22 protein-coding genes are annotated in these 18,783 nt (G+C 50.5%); 1 reads left to right on the top strand and 21 read right to left on the bottom strand.

The features are described from left to right. Nucleotides 1-16: 16 nt before the first annotated feature. The 18 genes from EVJ21_RS14245 to EVJ21_RS14160 form a co-directional block, all read right to left on the bottom strand. Nucleotides 17-511, bottom strand: coding sequence for a hypothetical protein (locus EVJ21_RS14245; protein ID WP_131490768.1), 495 nt, complete (start codon nt 509-511; stop codon nt 17-19). 306 nt (nt 512-817) lie between these two features. Then, nucleotides 818-1,267 (bottom strand): hypothetical protein, encoded by a 450-nt coding sequence (locus EVJ21_RS14240; RefSeq protein WP_131490767.1) that lies wholly within the window; start codon nt 1,265-1,267, stop codon nt 818-820. A gap of 9 nt (nt 1,268-1,276) precedes the next feature. Further along, on the bottom strand, nt 1,277-2,431 hold the full coding sequence (mobP2, locus tag EVJ21_RS14235) for a MobP2 family relaxase (RefSeq protein WP_131490766.1): 1,155 nt from the start codon (nt 2,429-2,431) through the stop codon (nt 1,277-1,279). Further along, a complete protein-coding gene (locus EVJ21_RS14230; protein ID WP_058765879.1) occupies nt 2,424-2,675 on the bottom strand; it encodes a hypothetical protein in 252 nt (83 codons plus the stop codon). The genes mobP2 and EVJ21_RS14230 overlap by 8 nt, the downstream gene beginning before the upstream one ends. A gap of 201 nt (nt 2,676-2,876) precedes the next feature. Further along, entirely contained in the window at nt 2,877-3,716 is an 840-nt protein-coding gene (locus EVJ21_RS14225; RefSeq protein ID WP_131490765.1) for a hypothetical protein, read from the bottom strand. Next, on the bottom strand, nt 3,717-4,295 hold the full coding sequence (locus EVJ21_RS14220; RefSeq protein ID WP_131490764.1) for a hypothetical protein: 579 nt from the start codon (nt 4,293-4,295) through the stop codon (nt 3,717-3,719). Nucleotides 4,296-4,325: 30 nt separating this feature from the next. After that, complete coding sequence (locus tag EVJ21_RS14215; RefSeq protein WP_131490763.1) at nt 4,326-5,432, bottom strand: lysozyme family protein; 1,107 nt, start codon at nt 5,430-5,432, stop codon at nt 4,326-4,328. Next, complete coding sequence (locus tag EVJ21_RS14210; RefSeq protein ID WP_201739995.1) at nt 5,432-7,384, bottom strand: VirB4 family type IV secretion system protein; 1,953 nt, start codon at nt 7,382-7,384, stop codon at nt 5,432-5,434. The genes EVJ21_RS14215 and EVJ21_RS14210 overlap by 1 nt, the downstream gene beginning before the upstream one ends. 17 nt (nt 7,385-7,401) lie before the next feature. Continuing rightward, nucleotides 7,402-8,022, bottom strand: coding sequence for a hypothetical protein (locus tag EVJ21_RS14205; RefSeq protein WP_131490762.1), 621 nt, complete (start codon nt 8,020-8,022; stop codon nt 7,402-7,404). A 1-nt stretch (nt 8,023) separates the two neighbouring features. After that, nucleotides 8,024-8,323: a DUF5592 family protein gene (locus EVJ21_RS14200; protein WP_128124166.1), complete on the bottom strand. Its 300-nt coding sequence runs from the start codon at nt 8,321-8,323 to the stop codon at nt 8,024-8,026. A 6-nt stretch (nt 8,324-8,329) separates the two neighbouring features. Further along, on the bottom strand, nt 8,330-10,294 hold the full coding sequence (locus tag EVJ21_RS14195) for a pLS20_p028 family conjugation system transmembrane protein (protein ID WP_370259229.1): 1,965 nt from the start codon (nt 10,292-10,294) through the stop codon (nt 8,330-8,332). A 20-nt stretch (nt 10,295-10,314) separates the two neighbouring features. Beyond that, nucleotides 10,315-10,722 carry a hypothetical protein gene (locus EVJ21_RS14190; protein ID WP_131490760.1) on the bottom strand — a complete coding sequence of 136 codons (408 nt, stop codon included), beginning with the start codon at nt 10,720-10,722 and terminating at the stop codon, nt 10,315-10,317. 16 nt (nt 10,723-10,738) lie between these two features. Beyond that, nucleotides 10,739-10,981: a hypothetical protein gene (locus EVJ21_RS14185; protein WP_024127790.1), complete on the bottom strand. Its 243-nt coding sequence runs from the start codon at nt 10,979-10,981 to the stop codon at nt 10,739-10,741. 16 nt (nt 10,982-10,997) lie between these two features. After that, the gene (locus tag EVJ21_RS14180) at nt 10,998-13,361 is read right to left on the bottom strand and encodes a VirD4-like conjugal transfer protein, CD1115 family (protein ID WP_145963261.1); all 2,364 of its coding nucleotides are present in this window, start codon (nt 13,359-13,361) and stop codon (nt 10,998-11,000) included. Between the two features lie 14 nt (nt 13,362-13,375). Continuing rightward, nucleotides 13,376-14,476 carry a hypothetical protein gene (locus EVJ21_RS14175; protein WP_131490758.1) on the bottom strand — a complete coding sequence of 367 codons (1,101 nt, stop codon included), beginning with the start codon at nt 14,474-14,476 and terminating at the stop codon, nt 13,376-13,378. Nucleotides 14,477-14,542: 66 nt separating this feature from the next. Then, nucleotides 14,543-14,767 (bottom strand): hypothetical protein, encoded by a 225-nt coding sequence (locus EVJ21_RS14170; protein WP_012390467.1) that lies wholly within the window; start codon nt 14,765-14,767, stop codon nt 14,543-14,545. Between the two features lie 12 nt (nt 14,768-14,779). After that, entirely contained in the window at nt 14,780-14,962 is a 183-nt protein-coding gene (locus tag EVJ21_RS14165) for a hypothetical protein (RefSeq protein ID WP_021065836.1), read from the bottom strand. Between the two features lie 298 nt (nt 14,963-15,260). After that, entirely contained in the window at nt 15,261-15,749 is a 489-nt protein-coding gene (locus EVJ21_RS14160; RefSeq protein WP_131490757.1) for a helix-turn-helix domain-containing protein, read from the bottom strand. A gap of 367 nt (nt 15,750-16,116) precedes the next feature. Between EVJ21_RS14160 and EVJ21_RS15585 the strand changes: the two genes are divergently transcribed. After that, nucleotides 16,117-16,308, top strand: coding sequence for a helix-turn-helix domain-containing protein (locus EVJ21_RS15585; protein ID WP_131490756.1), 192 nt, complete (start codon nt 16,117-16,119; stop codon nt 16,306-16,308). A 152-nt stretch (nt 16,309-16,460) separates the two neighbouring features. Here EVJ21_RS15585 and EVJ21_RS14150 read toward each other — a convergent pair whose 3' ends face one another. The 3 genes from EVJ21_RS14150 to EVJ21_RS14140 all read right to left on the bottom strand — a co-directional run bounded on the left by EVJ21_RS14150 (nt 16,461) and on the right by EVJ21_RS14140 (nt 18,523). After that, a complete protein-coding gene (locus EVJ21_RS14150; RefSeq protein WP_131490755.1) occupies nt 16,461-16,943 on the bottom strand; it encodes a hypothetical protein in 483 nt (160 codons plus the stop codon). Further along, nucleotides 16,936-17,910, bottom strand: coding sequence for a hypothetical protein (locus EVJ21_RS14145; RefSeq protein ID WP_131490754.1), 975 nt, complete (start codon nt 17,908-17,910; stop codon nt 16,936-16,938). Before EVJ21_RS14145 ends, EVJ21_RS14150 begins: the two co-directional genes overlap by 8 nt. A 61-nt stretch (nt 17,911-17,971) precedes the next feature. After that, nucleotides 17,972-18,523, bottom strand: coding sequence for a hypothetical protein (locus EVJ21_RS14140; protein ID WP_131490753.1), 552 nt, complete (start codon nt 18,521-18,523; stop codon nt 17,972-17,974). Nucleotides 18,524-18,783: the final 260 nt, after the last annotated feature.

Here is an 18,783-nt window from a genome sequence, read left to right as displayed (position 1 = left end):
GTGTATTTTCCCTCCGTCATGTAGTTGGACTGGTGAACTTATTCGGTTCGAGGCACTCGATCAAGTAGGCGAGGAGCCTTCCGAGTAAGTAGTTGAGGTAGTCCTGGTTCAGGAGTCCCTTCTGGACACGTATCTCCTCGTTGTTTACGGCCTTCCGAGCGAAGAACATGCCGTCATGGTTGGGCTCGAAGCGAAGCTTCGCGCACACTTGTGAGTCCGATACATCAAGATGGACCTGGAAGATCGGTTGCTTGCCGTTATCGATCAGGTTGGCGACGAGTCGCCCTTCGGTATGCTTGCCGAGTCGGATGTCCAGCATGACCGTGTCTTGGCCGTGCGATTTCTCCGCATGGAGGAACGGGTGCTCACTTTCGAGCGCCCTCGCCCACTCCCATATCTCGTTGAGCAGGATGCTCGGGTCGTGGCGATGGTGGGCCTGGTGATAGCCGCGGAATGTATCGAGCGCCTGTTCAAGCTCGGTTTTTTCTTTATTTTGATTCATTGTTGTCATATTTGGTCACCTCCTTTCTATTTCAATCATACTATGGAATCTTATGGAAATGAAAAAGAAGGAAGACTTTACCGTTTACTTTTTTGCATAGGGTTGCGTGGGCATATAAAAAAACCCTCTTAGGCGTCTATCTGATGCCTATCAGTGATTGTCGGCGATGAAATCGAAGAGAATCGCGAGGATCTCTTCAATGAATTTATTCTGCTAATAAAACGGTAGGATGTCGAAACGGATTTTCCTGTCCAAAGCAATCTCCATCATCTTGTCCATTGATACCTCCCTATTATCATAGTAGAAGCATAGGATTCATCCTCTCTTAAAAGTTAGTGTGTCCTTCTTCTGTTTTTTGTGTTCGATGCGTCCCTGGACGACACGTTCCGCCGTCGCGAGGAACGTCGGCTTAAATTGGTCCGTCGTCATAATGTCCTCGATGCCCTCGGTCTGCATGAGCGCCTGAAGGAGCTCTGTCAGGATCTGTCCGTGACGGTCGGAGCGGTTCGCGGCGAGCCGGATCCGCTCGAGTTCTGTCGACACCTGCTCGTGCATCAACTTCTCAATATGATGAGAGACCTGCGTGCTGATTGAGCGGATGAGGAACTGCATGTCCCACTTCTCGTCGGCCAGTTTTTTATGTTCTTCTGTGATATGGTCGATGACCTGACCAAGATGACCGAAACGTTTGTCGTCGGCGAACTCCTCCAAATACGCGACCGTCTCCGGCTTTAATCGAAGCCGGGTCTGTCTCAACTCTTCCATCGTCCTCCCTCACTTTCCATATTCGATGTCCCGTTCCAACTGTTCGAAAGCACGTTGATTTTTCAAGTGTTCGAACTCGTCGTTCATATGCCGCTCGATCCGGTAGAGTGATTCGTTGAAGATTTTTTGTTGGTTGAATGCACGTCGGACCGGATGTTTGTAGGATTCATTTTTCTCACATGTCGCTTGTTCTTTTGACAAGTCGCGCATCTCAAAGAGGATGGCGTTCCCCATCCGGGTGTAGAGGTCCTGTCGCTTCGTCGTCCCGTAGCGCTCGGCCTTCTCCGTGTCGCCGTAGCTGCGACGATAGAACGACACTTCCTGTTCGAGGCGCTCATTGAAGGCTTGAAACTCTGATTTGAAGTGAATGTCGATATAGCGGTCGGTCAGACGGTCGAGCGATTCACGGAGTGCCTGCATCCCGTTCATGTTATAGCGCCACTGTCGTTTGTCTTCCGGCAACCGTTCATAGATGTCCTTGAACTGGCGAACGAGGGCGGGATGCAGGACACGGTTCGGGAGCGTTTGGATCTTCCGGTTCCGTTTATGGGCGACCAATTCGTCGCGGATGAAGGCGTTCAGTTTCTCCTGTTCTTTCGTCCGATCGGCGAGGGAATGGATGACCTTCGACTTCATCAGCTCGATCGATTTTGGTTTTCGCTTGCCGCGTTCGCGCATGTGGCTCGTCTCGACGATGGCGACATGCACGTGGATATTGTCGGTGTTGTAATGCACGGCACCGGTCCAGTAGGCATGGACCATCTTCTCTTTTCGGAGCATCGAATCGACCGCATTCCGTGTCGCCTGGATCAATCGTTTCTCGTCGACGAGGTCGTCGTGTAGTACGCCGGTCTCCCGTAGCCAGGCGTTGTCGAACGAGATGACGTCCTGCCAGAGGATGCTCCCGTTCTCTTGCGCGAGCTTGAAGATGTCGCGGACGGCGCGACGCTTTTCGTCGTTCAACCGGTCGTCCTCGCGTGTGAACAAACCGCTCGATTTCATCTTGTCTTCCATATAATCGTGATACGATTCGAACTGTTCGCGGCTGTCTTTTGCGTCCGGACGATTGATGTAGTCGAGGTACGTCGTGTAGCGACGCGACTTCTTTTTTGTGCCCGGTATCTTGAACTTCGACTTGATGACGACGCTCGGTGTCTCACGCATCCTGCATCACCTCATTCAACAACCGGGTCACCGCGGCAAGTTCATCCGCGCTCCGTTTCAGATGGAGCGTGTTCGCCTCGAGCTGTCGTTCGAGCCGCTCGACCTGTGTCGATTGGATGCCGTTCGCGCACCAGGAAGCGAGCAGTTCTTTCAAATATTGTTGTCGAGAGCGGTTGTGTTCCTTTGCCCATTCATCGATTTGCTTTACGATGACGGGGTCGATGTCGCGGAGTAACAGATCCATTTGCCTGACCACCTTTCTAGAGGCTGTATATTGCCGAGGTCCTAAAAGTTCGTTCAAATCGTTCAAAGAGCATAAGGGGAAACTGCTATCACTTGTCGTGATAGCCCAGGCAGAGCCTGGGGTTTCCGTGATATCATCAAAAATCCGAAAATGGCACGAAATGTGCCAGTGAAACCAGCGATTTGGCACGAAATGTGCCACTTAAATCGACAGTTCCCGGAGCCTGACGCGTAATTTGTCGTGCTTTTCTTCGAGTGCTTGGACCGACTTTTCGAGTTTCTCGAGTTCCAGGTTGAGCTCGTCACGCTTCCGGCCGAGGTCGAAGATTTCATTCTCCTGTTCGACCTGTTCGTCGAGCGAGAGGTAGGGAAGTTCGCCTTCGAGCTCCTCTTTGTCACGGTCGAGTCGCTTGATCTGTTGTCGCTGTACTTCGACCGACTGCTGCGCTTTTTCTAACTGGCGCTCGGTCTCTACGAGCTCGTCCTCGACGAATAGTTTCGTAAAAGCTGTCTCGTCAGATGAACTGTGGCTCGCCTGGTCGATGGTCCGACGGTCAGCATAGAGTGACGTGAGGAGACGGCTCTCTTGTTCCTCGGGTGTAAGTTTAACGAGTGATTGCGACTCATCCAATCCATAGATCCGGACAGCGAGTTGGTCGAAGTCGTTCGGCACGTCCTTCAATTCGAGCACGTATTGGTCGTTCCGTTCATAGAGCAACACAACCTCCTTCTCAGAATCTGGACGTGCCTTATAGACGGAACGAAAGACATGATCGTTCGTGTTACCTGGTGCGTCATCAAGTGAGAGGCGGATGCGCATCGTCCGTTTATCCATGTCATAACTCCAGGCATGAAGCGTCACGACCTCGCCATTCGAGAGGCGGATTGCCTCGTTGACCGGCGTCTCATTGACCGGCACTTCCTCGGCAAAGAAGAACGACGAGGTGCCGAAAAAGAGGAAGCCGATGACAAAGAACACGCCGAGTCCGAGGTAGAACCGGGAGACGTTTTGGGTGAGACGCCGTCGCGATTGTCGCCGCATTTAGATCCCTCCTTCCGGTGTCAGGTCTTCCATCTCGGTGACGACCAAATGTCCGTCGATGGACTCGAACGTCAGGGCCAACAGTTCTTGCGTCGTCTCTTCATAACCTGTCTCAGTGATCAATAGGTCTTGTTCGAACCGGACGAGGCAATGATCTCCAGAAACAGAAGGAAACGCTTCGATGTCACGGACGGTCGTCTCGAACGTGCCGACGTCGCTCCCGTCAGCGGCGAAAAGCGTGGTCACGAGTTCCTCCGACATGACGTCTTTCGCCTGTCGTTTCTGTGTCGCGTAACTGTCCTTCGTGACGGTGAAGGCGTACTCGACGAAGCGTGTCGCCCGTGTCGTCAACTCTTGCAACCGTTCGATTTCAGTTGATGTGGCGATTCGCTCGGTGTCTGTTGATGTGTCCGCCGGGGTTGCCGACTCGGAGGACACGTTGCTCTCGTTTTGTGTCTCACTCGTGTTCGAGGCACTTGCCGCGGGTGACGCGCGTTGATAAAAAAAGACGTTCGCCGCGAGTGAAATCAGGAGCAGTATTCCGAACAGATACGCAAAGTGACGTGCGGTGAAGTTCATTCTTCTTCCTCCTCTCCATACTTACATGACTCAAAATCCGAACACCGGGGCGGGGTCGATATGGCCTGACCATTCGCTCGTCTTGATCTCGAAATGCAGATGGTTCCCGCTCGATCGGCCGGTCGTACCGCAGTACCCGAGCGCCTGCCCGGCCTCGATCTGTTGCCCGGTCTGGACGCCGAGACGACTCAGGTGCGCGTACGCCGTGATGTAATTGTCGTGCCGGACTTGGACGAGATTGCCGTACGGTCCGCGGTTCCCGCTATAAACGACGGTGCCACTCTTGACCGCATGGATCGTGTCGGACGGCGTGCAACTGAAGTCGATCCCAGTGTGGTTGTCCCGTTGTCCGAAGACGACGCGCCAGCCGAAACGCGATGTCACGTTGAGCGGGATGGCGAGCGGGGAATGTAACCCCGACAACAATTCTTTCGTGATGACCCCGTCTGCGACGGCGACCGGCGCAAGGTATTTCAACACCGCATCGACGTATTCGATGTCCCCGTAACAGGCGCCGTGCTGGACCGCGCTCGGGCGATGACAGCGGTAAATGCCGGTGTGTTTCACACGCTGGTACATCATCTGGGAGAACGAGATGGCGAGTTCTTTCGAGTAGCGTCCGCCGTTCTCTTGCACATAGTCGATGAAGCCGCCGCCGAAGTTGTAACTCTGTAATGTGAGCTGCACGTCGCGGTTCGCCCGTTCGAAGACGGAAGTGAAATGTTCGACGCCGTAGACGATGCTCTCCTCAGGGGAGGTGATGCAACCGATCCGTCCACACTTCGATTCGCTCGCCTGCATCGGGTCGTTCCCACGTCCACCACTCTCCTGCATCATGAGCGCGAGCACAAGGTTCGTCTGGTCGGCCAGTCCGTGCTTCGTCAGTTCCAATTCGACCAAGCCCCGATATTGAAGCACCTGGTCGCTCACCTGGAGTCCACCGGCAGTGTCGAACGGGACGTCGGTCGGTTGTTCGTTCTGGACACCCGTGAGCGTGTCGAGGATTCCGACGATAAGGATGACCAAGAACAAGACAAATACCGCGATGCCGAGCAGGATGAGTCGCCACTTGAGCGTCGCGAGCTGCCATTTCGCCGTGACGGCGAAGCGGGCCGTCCGTTTCGCGGCCGTCCACATCAGGCACCTCCACCGAACAAAGCGAGCTCCTCAGGCGCGACGTCGACGTCAAAGATGAGGTTCTGCACGCCGGAGATGCTCAGGACGACACGCCCCGTCTCGAGCGAGGGTATGATGCGCATCTCGGAATTCGAGAGTTGGCCGTCGAACACCGTCTGGATGATTGGGATGCTTTCGGCGTCCTGTTCGCCGATGATCTTGTATTGCGTCAACTGGAAGAGCGACTTGACGTTCTCCGCGTTCTCGGACTTCGATCCGGCCGGAACGAAGTCCGTGATCAGGTGCGACACGAAGAAGATGCCACCGAAGTACTTCCGCGCCTCGCGCATGCAACGTTGCAGATACAGGATGGCCGGTTGGGCGATGTCGCGCGTGTTGATCAAGTGGTGCGCCTCGTCGATGACGATGAGGTATTTGCACGCCTCCTCGGTCCGGAGTACGCCCTGGTTATAGGCTTTCAGTTGACTCGAGCCGTTGGCAATCATCCCGTCCCACAGCATGTTCATCAAAGAGAACACCTGCGCCTGAAACACCTCGTCGCGTAGGCTCGTCAGGTTCCGGAGCGGGAACGAGACGATGAGCTCTTCGTCGAACCGGTCGATCGAGGAGTGCCCGTCGAAGATGTTGCCGTAGTTATGGACGAGGTTCGTGACGGCGAGCTCGATGTTCTCGAGGCGCCGGACCCGGTTCGGACTAATCGCATCCTTGATCGAGGTGCGTGTGTCGTCCGTATAAAGCTCGCGACGCACGAGATGCAAGAAGTGGGAGAACGTCGGGTACCGGTTCGCCGGATGCGTCGTGATCGGCAGTTCGCCTTGTTCATCCCAGAGTCCGTGCCGGACGTACAGATCCCGAAGCAGGATCTCGAACTCGTTCGTCTCTTCCTGCGTCGCCGCTGGGTTGATGTAGTGATAGAACACGGCCATCTTCGACAGGTGCTGCATGAACGAGAGTGCCTCGTTGGCGCTCCCGTCATTGTTCGTCACTGTCTTATAGACATGGAGCGGGTTGATGAGCCCGGCCGACCCGTCGAGCGCGATCTCTTTCCCGCCGAGCTGGCGCACAAGATCCGAGAACTCGCCCGTGACGTCGAGGATGCGGATCTTGTTGCCCTTGATCGCCTGGTCGAGCACCGTCTTCTTCAATAGTGTCGACTTTCCTGATCCCATCTTGCCGATCATGAGCGCGTTATAGAACTTGCGCTGTTTGTCCTTATGGAACAGGTCGAAGATGACGCTGCCGTTCGTGTCGGTCGTCCCGTAATACGTGCCGGTCGCGTCCTGGAGCGACGTGAAATGGAACGGATAGCCGCCGGCGATGGAGAGGGACGGGATCTCTTTCCCACGGCGCCGGTTCGGTAGTCTCTGTTGCTGGTCATAGCTCGTGAACAGACTCTGCCACTCCCATTCCTGTTCGTTCAGGAAAATCGTCGAACGGAAGTTCCGGGCCTCGAGCTCTTCCATCACTTCCTGCACCTTTATCTCGAGCGCGTCGAGCGTTTTTGCCTTCACGTAGAGGCGCAGATGCAGATATTTCATCGTCTCGCCCTGGGTGATCTGTTCGTAGAGCTCGTTCAGCTCCTTGTATGTCTCCCTGGCATCGATACGGTCGATGTTGTCCTTCGCGTTCTCGAAGCGTGTGTTCTGTTCGGCCATCGACTTGTTGATGGTCTGGATGATCTCGCGCTTGTCGGCCGTCCCGATGTCGAGCGTCGTCAAAACGCCCTGCATGTTCAAAATCGGTTCGAGCCAGTAGTCATAGACGAGCGACTGATATTTATAGACGTGGAGGCACGACAGGTAGCCGTCCCCGAGTCGGACGAAATTGGCATCGAACTTAATGCCGCCCTGCGGCTGGATCTTGGCGATGACGTCGGGGCTATAGCCTTTCTCGATTTTGACGGTCTCCGGATCCTGTTGTTTATATAACTTGTCACGCAGGCGCTGCCACATGCGCGTCACTCCTTTCTTCAGGCGTCGAGTTGCGGTTTCGTGTTCGGGTTGTTCAGTTGATAGAGCACATGGACCTTCTGGTCGAGCGTCAGCTCGCGCATCGGGTTCGAGCGGCGGAGCAGTTTAGAGAGATGTGTCTTCCGTTCGCGTAACGTCCGCTCGTCGTCGGCATAAAAAAAGAGGAGATAATCGCGATTGGTGCGATGCTCCTCAAGGTATTCGAGCTCCTGCTTTTTTTTGAGTAAGAAGGGCAGGTAGGCCGGTGTCTGATTTTGTCGAATCTGTCGTTCGATGCTGATCTTCTGCCGCTCGAGACTGAGCGGTGTGTTCAGCGGCACGACCTTGAGCGGGTGCGTGTACGCCTGTAAGAGATAGGCGAGCGAGAACACGTCATGGTCTTTTTCCTCCTCGTTCAAGGAGTAGATGTCCTTTGAAGTGAGCTGGACCATGTCGAGATAGGTCCCGTCGCGCATCTCGAACGCCTCGGTACCGGTGATATCGACGACCGGCATCAGTTCGGCGACCGTCGGTTTGACGACGACCTTGTCGTTGACCTTCCGTTTCTCGACCACGTCCTGTTCGTCGAGCCAAGTGCCTGTGCGTCTCGGTTCTTGTAGCGTGTCTTCGATAAATGCCATCTCAATCACGTCCTTTCGTCTGCGCGTCGAGCGCGAGATAGGTGTCTTTCCGTTTGATGAGCGCGTAATAGAGTGCATGGACCATCCGCTTCTGCGGGTTCGTCGCCGGACGGAGCACCATGAACAGCCCGAAGACGACGAGGAAGACCGTGAACGGGATGTGCAGTGCCGACGGGATGAACGGGAGCGTCACGAGGCGAAGCACGATGAGCCCGACGAGGAACAGGAAGTCATGCAGATAGAGCATCTTATTGATCTTCAGTTCGGTCGTGACCTCGTTTGGGATCCGGTATTTGCGCATGGGTCATCACTCCTTTTTCTTCATGTGGTCAGGTCGCGGTGGCGAGGTCGGATAGATCCTTCGCGACTCATCATGGTGCTGGCTATGACGGTGCGTCTGATTCTCACGCACCTGTTCGATGACCTCGGTCTCGACGTCGAGCACGGTGTCCTGATGGATGGTCCGGCGGGCGCGTCCTTGGCGTTTCTCTGTTGCCGTATCACTCGAATCTGTCGCAGATGACGAAGACGAGGATGAATCGTTTGAATGTGGTGCCTCATGAGGTGTCGCTGACGTCGCGTCGTTTCTCGCTATCGATTCATTGTGACGATGGTCTGATCCGGATGTGGTATCGATGGATCCAGTGACCGGTTCGAGAGTCGGCGAAGCCGGGATTGGAGAATGACCAGAGCTTGAATGATCGTGAATCGATTCCGGTCTTTGTGTCTCCGATGACGTTGGTTGATGGTCGGGTCCACGTTCGGCATTTGATTCAGGGATCGTCGCATGGATCGATTCGGGAGACGGGCGGCCCGACGCTTCGTTCACGTGTGGAGAACCGTCTGCTTCCAGCTCGGATTCTTGACCGTTGTTTGGTTGCGCAACGTCCTTCGGATTTGTCGGCTTGTCTTGGTCAGGTTGAGTGTGACTTGCGGTTTGATTCGTCTGAGCAACACCATCTGGATCGGTTTGTCTCTCGGCGTCCATCCGCTTTGAAGTTTGGGTCGCCACACTAAGCGGTGAATCACTTTGCGGCATGGCATTCGAATCCATCCGAGCCGTCGCAGCCTCATGGAGCGAGGGTATCTTCGGTGCGCCTTGTGTGGCACGCGCGACCTTCGAGACCGCGTGGGCACCGGCCGAGGTCACGCCTTTCCCGGCGGCATAGGCGCCGAGGGCGACACCCCAGCCCCGCTTGAGTCCGGCATCGATCCCGAACAGCCGCTCGACCATGTTAGGACCGTCGATCAAAGCGACCGAGAAGGCGATGAGGGCAATCAGATAGGCGAACCCGTCCAGTGTTTCCGCGAGATAGGCGGTCCCGATTGTGTACAGCTTGATGGAGACGAAGATCAGGATGATCACGAGGAACGTATTCAGAATGCTTTGGATGACCTTCTTCGTCTTTTGGCCACTGTGCAGGTCGGCCGGTGCGACGAGGATCGCCAAGACATAGTTGAAGGCGAGCTCGAAAGAGAGGCGCGCCAGTTTGTAGGCGATCGAGAAAAGCGTGAAGCCCATGATCCCGAGCGTGACGAAGATGGTCAACCAGTTCGGCTGATAACGGTAGTAATACTGGTTGTTCCACTCAACACCTCCTTGATCGAGTTTCGTGGTTCCCATCGTTTCACCATTCCAGGTTAGTTTGGACTGAGAGATTTGTTCACCAGTACTTCCCAAGCGAAATTCATTGCTATCGAATACCTCGTTGATATCGATATTTCGTAAATGACTTTGAGGCAAAGAGTTCAAAGCCTCACCTTCCAAACCGGGAAAATCGTTTCGGTCATATTCAATCAAGTCATGAATGTTTTCTCGTAAAATCTGATTTGATATCGATTCACTGGAAGAATTTTCGTCAGAGTTTTGAGTTGTGAAATCAATCGCAGTATCACTAAATTCACTTACTTGCGTCATTGTTGGAGATAAGAGTCCGAGAATGAGCAATGTGATAAACAGATTGATTAAAAATCCTTCTCGATCAAATTTCTTTTGGAAAATGATGAGGTAACCAGTGAATAAGAAGCTAGCTGCTAAAAGAACGTACAAAAAAGGTTGAATCGTAGAAACGAATTCAACCACTTGAGAGTTATTAAAAAATGTTTTCGTTAGTAATATGCTGTCAGTCACTTTTTCAAGTCCGTCAATCAATACTGCTAAGCCACGTATTAAAATCCAACCCATTGAGCGGAGGGCATCCAGTACCAGTGTACTGAGACTAAGGATATCAGTGAACTCTTGTAGCTTATTTACGACTTCGTTATCACCCATAGAATCCCTCCATTCAGAGGCTATTTAATGAAGTTAGTAACTTGATCCTTTAATTCATCTTCTGTAAGGGCAGATACATTTAATTCACGACTGATTTCACCATCAGTCATCTCGTACAATCTGCCACCTTTAAGTTCAGGATGTTCTTGGGTAGAACGTTCTTCAAGATCTTCCCCATTAGGCTGAAACGGATTGAATAAGAGAACGTCTTTCTTTTTTTCCGTGGCGACTTCTCGTACAGTATCAACGTAAGCCCCTTCATTACCTTGACTGTCGCTGTCTACAAGAACGTATGCACTTTCTTGCCCAGTTTTAATATCTGCAATTTCTTCAACAGAAGTCGTAGAAAGATAATTTGAACTTTCGGCACCACACGACGCTAAAAGTAACGAACTTCCGAGTAGGACACCAATCAAGATTTTCCTCATAACGTTTACCCCTCCGTCAGACGATTTTCCCCTTCAATAGATCCGCGATTTTCAGGTTGACGCGGAAGTCGAACTTATCTATTAGTGTAACAGTTTTGGGGGTGTCTGAGGTGTCGTCCTGATAGACGGTCAAAAAGCCGTCGGTCGTCTGGATATTGAGCACGTCGCCCCGTTCGAGGCGGACGCGCTGCGTCTCGATGATCCTCGCGACGACACGCAATTCGTTCTGAATTCGCTTCTCTCTCGCACTCTCGGCCATGGGTTCGGCCTCCTCTCTACGGTGTACCTTGCTTCAGCTTCTCGAGTCGTTTTACGATCATCGTGCTCAGAAAGCTCTTCTGGCTGTCGGTGACGTCGTAAACTCCTAAGTTCAGGTTCGTCTCGAACTCGGGGAGGGATATCCCACCGATGTCATGTCCTTCGAACATCGAACGGAGGATGCTGTCCTGTAGCACGTCCCGTACCGTCAGTGGCTTTTCTTCCTGATTCGATGGCGTGTTCGCTTCCGTCTCGTCTTCTTTTTTCGTGAAACGGATACGGATCTGTTCGAAGTCGAGACCGGCGTGACGACAGGGGATGTCGATGTCATGCAGGGAGCGGTCCGTGTCAAAGTCGTCCGCCAGGTATTCGTAGCGGTACTTCATCGCGGTCTTACCGCTCAGGAAGATCGGATACGACTGAATGCGTCGTTTCTTCGTGTCCTGGCGCTTGATGACACGGATGATGAGCATCTCGCCTTCTTTGAGTCCCATGACCTCGGTCGCCGTCATGAGCCGGCGACCGTCCACGTTCTCCGTCTTCGATTTCTTGAGCGAGAACGTCTGCCCGGACCGTGATTTCGTGACAATGGTCGCCTCGCCGAGCTTCTTTGAGATCAGGTCGGCGGTCGATTCGTCCGCGGTTAACAGATAGTGCGTATTCCCGCAGTTGCCGTCAATCGTCTTCCAGTCCTCGCCGTACAGGTTCTCGAGTTGAGAGTAGGCCTGGATGACGAGATTGAAACGCATGTTGCGGCCGAGGCAGACCGTGATGATGTTGGCCATGCCTTCGATCGGCGGCATGTTCCCGAACTCATCGAGAAGGAAGACGACCTGGCGCTCGCATTTGCCTTGTTTCGTCTGCGAGGCGACCCGAGCGAGCGCGGTGTACACCTGTTTGATGTAGAGAGACGCGATGACGTTGAACGTCGGGTCATAGTCCGGGACGATGAGGAACACCGCCACGGGACGGAGCTGGTGCATCACCTCACGGATTTGGATGGCACCGTCGATGGAGTAATCGAATCGTCCACTCAACTCGTCATGCGCTTCCAACTGAATCGTCGAAGTGCTTGCGTCGGTCGAGATTTGAACGGCGTCTCCAATTCTGAGTGGCGACGTATGGTACACGATGAAACTACCGTCATCGTCTGTCGTGAGCGCATGGGTCGTCCCGTCGGGGAACCTAAACGTAAGCCGGGTCAGTGGCTCGGCCCGTCCGCTGATCCACCGGTTGAAGCCGATGCGTCGCATGTCGAGCGAGTTCATCGACGTCAGCTTCCCGGTCCCGTTCAACGTGAAGATGCCGAGTTTCGCGTTCGTATTGGCCAGGATACTTGCCCGCGTCTGACCACCGGAGAAGTGGAGCGTCGCGAACTGGAGCCGAGCCGGATGGTTCTCCGGGAAGCGCTGAAAGAACTCGTCGAGTGCCGATATTTCCTGCCCTTGTCGCGTCACGACCGTCCGTGAGCCGAGATCCGAGAGCATGAGGGCGACGTTGTACATGTTGATCTTCTCCGGCGTATCCTTCGCCTCCTCACAGAGCCCGAGGATGAGCGCCGTACACAGGTCGATTGACGAGTTGGCCCAGAACGGGTCCCGCGCCTTCGGGTCATGGTATAACATGAAGGCGACCGAGCGTGCATACTGTTGGGCGAGCGAGTAGTTCTCTTCTAAAAACGCGTCGATCGTCAGTTGCAACAGGTTGTACGACATCGATTGGAGTGGGTTCATTAGGTTCAATACCTCGACCTGATAGCCGCGTTGCTCGAGCGTCTCCTTCGAGGCGGCAAAGAGCTCGCCCTTTGGGTCGTTGATGATCAGACTTGCCTGGTCACGTGCCCGGCTGTATAGGTCGATCGTTGAGAAGACGAACGTCTCTCCCTTCCCGGATCGGGTCGTCCCGATGACGAGGTTATTGACGGGCGAGTCATCGATGAACAGCTTGTTCTTGACCCGTCCGACGGGGACGCCACCCACACCGTCATAGCGCTTCTTCCGGTCCGAGACGCGACGGTATTGTTGTTTCAATTCATCGAACGAGGTGAAGCGGGCGCTTCCTTTCTGATCCTTCCGCAGATCCCGGAAGTTTAGCCAAACCTTGCCGAACACGACCAGTCCGATGAACATACTGAACGCCATCAGTCCAAGCATGACGGCCGAAGAGGGAAGACTCACCTCCAAGAACAAGGAAGGGGAGAGCGTCGGAATCGTCGCCCCGGTCAACAGCCCGTCTTGTACTATCGGGGTCATGATCTGTCGAATGATGTTGTAGGTCCCGTTCAATAGATAAAAAATCCCGACCGGCAACACCAACAGACAGAACAGGGCGGGGAACAGTAGCCGTATCGAAAATCGTGGTGATAGAGATTCAGTTCTCAATTATTTCACCTACCTTAATCTGAATAAAGAATTGTTTCTCGGTCAATTTCTTCAGCAGCGATAGCGGCTTGAATCTTCTCACGGGCCGAAGTGTCCTTGCTAGAGGTCTTCTTCAGTTTCTCGTTCAGATCGAAGATAGTGGCCGTAATATCTTGGTATTTATCAATCTTTACTTGTGCGGCAGGGTCGTTCGTTTTGGACGCCCACTCATTCGCGGACTCGATGTCCCCGAGGGACAGATAGGCGTTCACTTTCGCGGAGACGCGGGGAGCGGTCCACTCCACGTTTTCGGTCTTGGACACGGTCTCATGGTCCCGTTCCAGTGTAGCGATATCGAACGCCCCCTCATTGGTCGGATGTGACGCTTGGAAGTCCTGGAGCCGTTCCAATTTTTCTTTATTTGATAGATTGAGCCCGGCCAACTTCGTCTCGATCAGGATGGGGTCATCCGTGAGCTCGAGCGCTTTCTGGTCTGCTCCTTCTGCAAGGTAGAGGTCGACCAATAGGGCATCCTCTTCCTCAGTACGGTCCTTTCGTTCCAACAGCTGGATGAGTGAGGATTCCTTGCCTTGGAGCGCCTGTTCGTACGCCTCCAGCCACGTCTGTTCGACACCGGTCACCTGTTCGGCGTGTGCCTCCTTGTCGATGACCCATTGCGCGGCAGTGAACAGTGAGGTAAATAGAATCCCGACCGTGGCCGCCCCGTAGATGAGGCGGCGTTGCAGGCGGTTTAGGCGTGACTGATAGGTCGACGACACAATCGAGTTCGATTTGACGGACTGGCGCTTATAGTCGTCGGGTGTCTCGGACTCAATCTCGTCGAGGAGCCACATCTTCTTCGCGTCGTCCTCTTTTTTCGTCCGAATCCGTAATACCCGGTCCTTGACCTGATGGTACAGGTTCGGATAGATGCCTTCAGTTCCGAACGTGAACGTTCCCCGATAGAGCAGTTCGTCTTTCTGGTCGAAGAGCCGGAAGTCACCGGAACAGCTCGTCCCTTCTTGGCTACGTGCATGGTGCAGATCATGTGTCGCGACGACCGCCTCAGCGAAGGGGAGCCGTTCATAGTTCTGGATCCGTGTGTCCGGTACGTCGGTGAATCGTACAAACAGCATCTCGTTCCTCCTCTCGTTTCAAGCAACAAAAAAAGCCTTCCGATTGGAACGCTGCGTGAGTGTGCATTAGAATTTGATGTTCTGGTCGACCATTTCGGCGAGCGTGAACGCGCCCATGACGATGATCAGGCCGACGGCGCCACCGACGAGCCAACCGACTGCTTTCGAGCGGCCACGATCCCCGCCGAAGATGAAGTAGAAGCCCCCGATCGCGAAGGCGATGGCCGCGGCGATGACGGCGAGTCCCTGGAAGAACTGAAGCAAGCTGAGTCCTGTCTCATTGAGTCCCATGTCGTTCCCTCCCTAGTCCTGGTGCGCCGGCGATTTGAAGCTGAGCTTCGCCTCGAGCGCCTCCAAAATGAGTTCCTGGTTGTCCTGGATGACCTGTTGATGCTGCTCGTCGAGCCACTCCTCGTAGTCTTTCCCTCGGATGCGTAAAAGTTTCTCGGCGAAGCTGCGGTTCTGTTTCTGTTCTTTTGATGCCACAGTACACACTTCCTTCCCTTGGTCTCGTGATGTGCAGCAGCACATCATTAAGGACAGTCGGATTCGGTGCGGTGGGTTTCTAGCCGTTCCCCCACGAACTCTGCTCCTCATGAATCTAAGGAGCTGTACAGGGTTTTTCGATGACCCGGAACGATACGGTGACCTTGTGGCGAGTTTTAGGCGACTCTCGCCGAACCATTTGTGCGTAGATCCCGCCCACCCGGTCACTGGTGAGGGACACGCCGGTATGCGATTGGAGGAGACCATCCTTAAGGATGTGCTGCTGCGTCGGTGTCGGTTATTGTCGAACGTTTTTTCGCTTTTTGACGTGGATGAGCTCGTCATCCGGGTTCTTTCGCTTGGCCAACACGTGCGAGTCACAGACGACGGTCCGGATCCGGTAATAGAGTTGCGTGAGCTGGACCACCTTACCGCTACCTTCCTCGATGCCAATAAAACCGTGCAGTTCATACGTCTTCCCGTCGAACGTGCGGACCGAGTCAGCCTGCGGTAGCTCCTTCAGGTCGAACCGACGTCGTTCGAGCTTGGTAACGCTCCGCTTTGCACCATATCCGAAATCGATGACGTCCCATGGTACGGTCGCAAGCGTGTGCCCGAAGGCGCGGGCCAGATGATCGATGTCCGCGATCGACGGCACCGAGCGATTCTGTTCATACTGGCTGATGGCGGGCTGTGAAATCTCACCGAACGTCTTCTCTGATAGTTCGACCTGTGACCAGCCCGAGAGCCGGCGGTTCTCCTTCAACCACTCCCCGAATCGATACATAAGCCTTCCCCTTTCTGTAAACCAGAGCGGCGACCAAACAGATGTTTCCTTTTGTTGGTTCCAATATAACAGGGTTAGGTCTAAAAATCATCAGTTTTCTGATATGTCAGAAATTTTACAATTGGCGATTCTTGTCGAATCTGCGCTATATAAGGGATAAAGAGCAACAGTAACTCAATATTTTTGGTTTTGTAGCACAATTGTAAAAAAAATAACGCTTTGATTATAGAAAATAATGACAAATATTTTGATTTCAAGAGATTGTGTTAGGGTAGAGGAAAAGAAGAGTTCGTAAAGAATAGTGATGAAGAGAGTATTTTGATCGTGAGGTGAGCAAGTGGAATTGAACGAGGCAATCATCGAGCGTATGAAGGAGCTCGCAGCGGAACGGAATATGACCATCCATCAAGTGATCCAAAAGGGCGGATTGAATCAAGCAACAATTTCAGAGTTAATCAGTGGCCGTACGAAATACCCAAAGATAAGCACAATACAGAAATTTTGTGATGGTTTAGATATAGGTCTAAATGATTTTTTTAATAGTAATAAGTTTCAATAATAAACTATTAATTTACACAATATGCGTTTTAGTGACTTCAGAATAAATTAGTTACAAAAAAAGAAGTAAGGAGAAACGAACTTCTCAATACTTCCTTCAATAATCAAATTCTTGATATGTGCCGGTGTAATAAAAATAAGATTGAGAATACATCAACTCATTGAAAGCAATTGTAGGATTCCAAATGTAGTCATTATCACATAACCTATTGAAACAAATAGCATAACAGGTTTAAATACAGTCGTTTTCTTTTGTTGGGTAATTCCTTCTAAGAAGCAACTTAATATAAATATAAAAGTGCCTAGTCCTAAATACATTAACACTAAAGTGATTAAATTATTTAATAATCCTGTAGCGTTAAATGTATTAAAAACAAACAAGAAAAGACCTAAAAAGAAGCATAAAGATACAAAACCTATCAAAAGACCATAGATAGTTTTCAAATCGTCAATCTTCTTCACTAATTTTGGTTTTCTATCAGAAACATACTCCCAAATACTATGAAGAGAGAAACAAACACTTATAAATAAAACTAAGAAAAAAAGTGATTGTGACAAGGGAGAAAGGTCTAACATAAACACTGAAATTACTACTAGTAAAAATGGAGATACACTTAAGAAAATATTGTTATTCATGAAAATCATCCTTGCTGTATTTTATCAGATTTTGTTGAGTGGTCATATAAGGTTTTAACCCATTTACAGCCTCTACAAAGTCTTTAACGATTTCTTTTCCTTCGTAAGAATAATATAACATATAGATTGCTTCAGAATCATTTAACCATTGATTAAATTCAGTCGGCAGAAGTAAATCGGTTTTCTGCTTTGTTGGAACTTGGTAATCATCTATGGTGTGTAATATATTATATTCTTCGTCCAAGAAATATATGGTTAAATCACTTTGTAATAATGCAGCTGAAGTTTGAATTGTAAAGTTGCCATCTGCTGACTCTTCAATTGACGGTCGTGTTACAAAATCATAACTTTGCATGTCTGCCTCTGTAATTTCAACTTCTTCAGCCTCAGATTGATTTTCAATACCCGAAATAGAATCTATTTCTTTGTCAGCTACATAGTATCTAAGTAATGATAACGCAGATCCATCCGCAGGTTGGGAAGTGTCTAGTGGGAGATAAGAAAATTCTTCTTGGGCCTTTTGATCAATTTCTAAGGTCACTTCAACTTCGCTTCTTGAGTTAGGAGGTGTAACAACCTTATAGCTTTCAACTTCTTCATTATTTTCTTCTAATCGGTAGTTTAGTTTAACTCCCCCTTGAAAAAATCTGTTATACGTTGTTACTTCATTATCACTTTTGTTTTCAACGATTAATTTGCCACTAATCGTTCCATTTTTTGATACTACATATTTAAGTTCTTCTGAATCAATAGAAAGATGTTTAGTACTTTCTTTTTCTGGTTCGAAAAGAATGGCCTTTTCATATCCATCTAAATCCTCACCATCTTCTGAAGCTATTTCATTAAGATAAACATAATCCTGACTTATAATAACAGGGTCTTTATTTTCAAAAATATTATGTGAATTATATATATACATACCTACCGCAAGAATGACTATTATGGATAACCCAATTATTTTCTTCATAATTATAAATTCCTTTCAAAAATAAAAGTAAGATCGGTTATCCGATCTTACTTTTACAGTTTTAGAAGATTGCGTATCTCACAGTGTTCTTAGAATAAAGAACACCCTGGTTTGTTGCTGTATGAATCGAAAGTGAAGAGTATCTTTGTTTTTTACTAGTATTAGCAATAGAGGCCGACGAGTTACAAGTAAATTTAGCAATCGCCATCGATTTTGACCCAGCTACAATTTTATTAGTATCATGATTTTTTACTGAATTAGTTACAGATGTAGTTGTAGTAATTTTTAATCCTTTTGTTTTTCCAGAAGAGTTTACTTTTGTTGTAGTTCCAGAAATACTTGACGACCCTTCTGCTAAATCAACAATTTGAATAAATGGAATATTTACAGTGTCCCATGCACTCGCAGTAGAAAATTGCATTGGTGATGAAGCTGGTGCTCCTTCAAAATCAATTGAATCATGAAGACTTTCAATATTTGGTTCGAATGCTTCTGTAAGGGCTTTATCTTTAGAAGAAATAGTATCAGTCTCATTTGCATAAGCACTTGCCCCACCCATAATCAAAGAAAAAGCTAACGAACTAGAAATAAGTACCTTTTTTGTATCAAACATTATGTTTTCCCCTTTTTTATTACATTTTTATTATTCCATTAATTTGGAATTGGAGTCAATGCTTTGCCAATTATTCGAAATTGTTTGAAAATTTTGATTCTAAAATTGAATTCTTACCATTAATATGTAACTTTAGGAACGCCTAGTATTAAAAAATACAAAATAAATTTTAGTACCATACACTCAAAAAAATTATTAGACGACAAAACTTCATTAACAACAGGGTCTACTCTCTAGAATTGTCAATATAGGCAGAGAAA

Origin of the sequence: Exiguobacterium sp. SH0S2 (assembly GCF_004337185.1) — a bacterium.
Lineage (GTDB): Bacteria > Bacillota > Bacilli > Exiguobacteriales > Exiguobacteriaceae > Exiguobacterium > Exiguobacterium aurantiacum_A.
The sequence above is the reverse complement of the archived record's forward strand: the minus strand, read 5'-3'. Positions and strand labels throughout refer to the sequence as shown.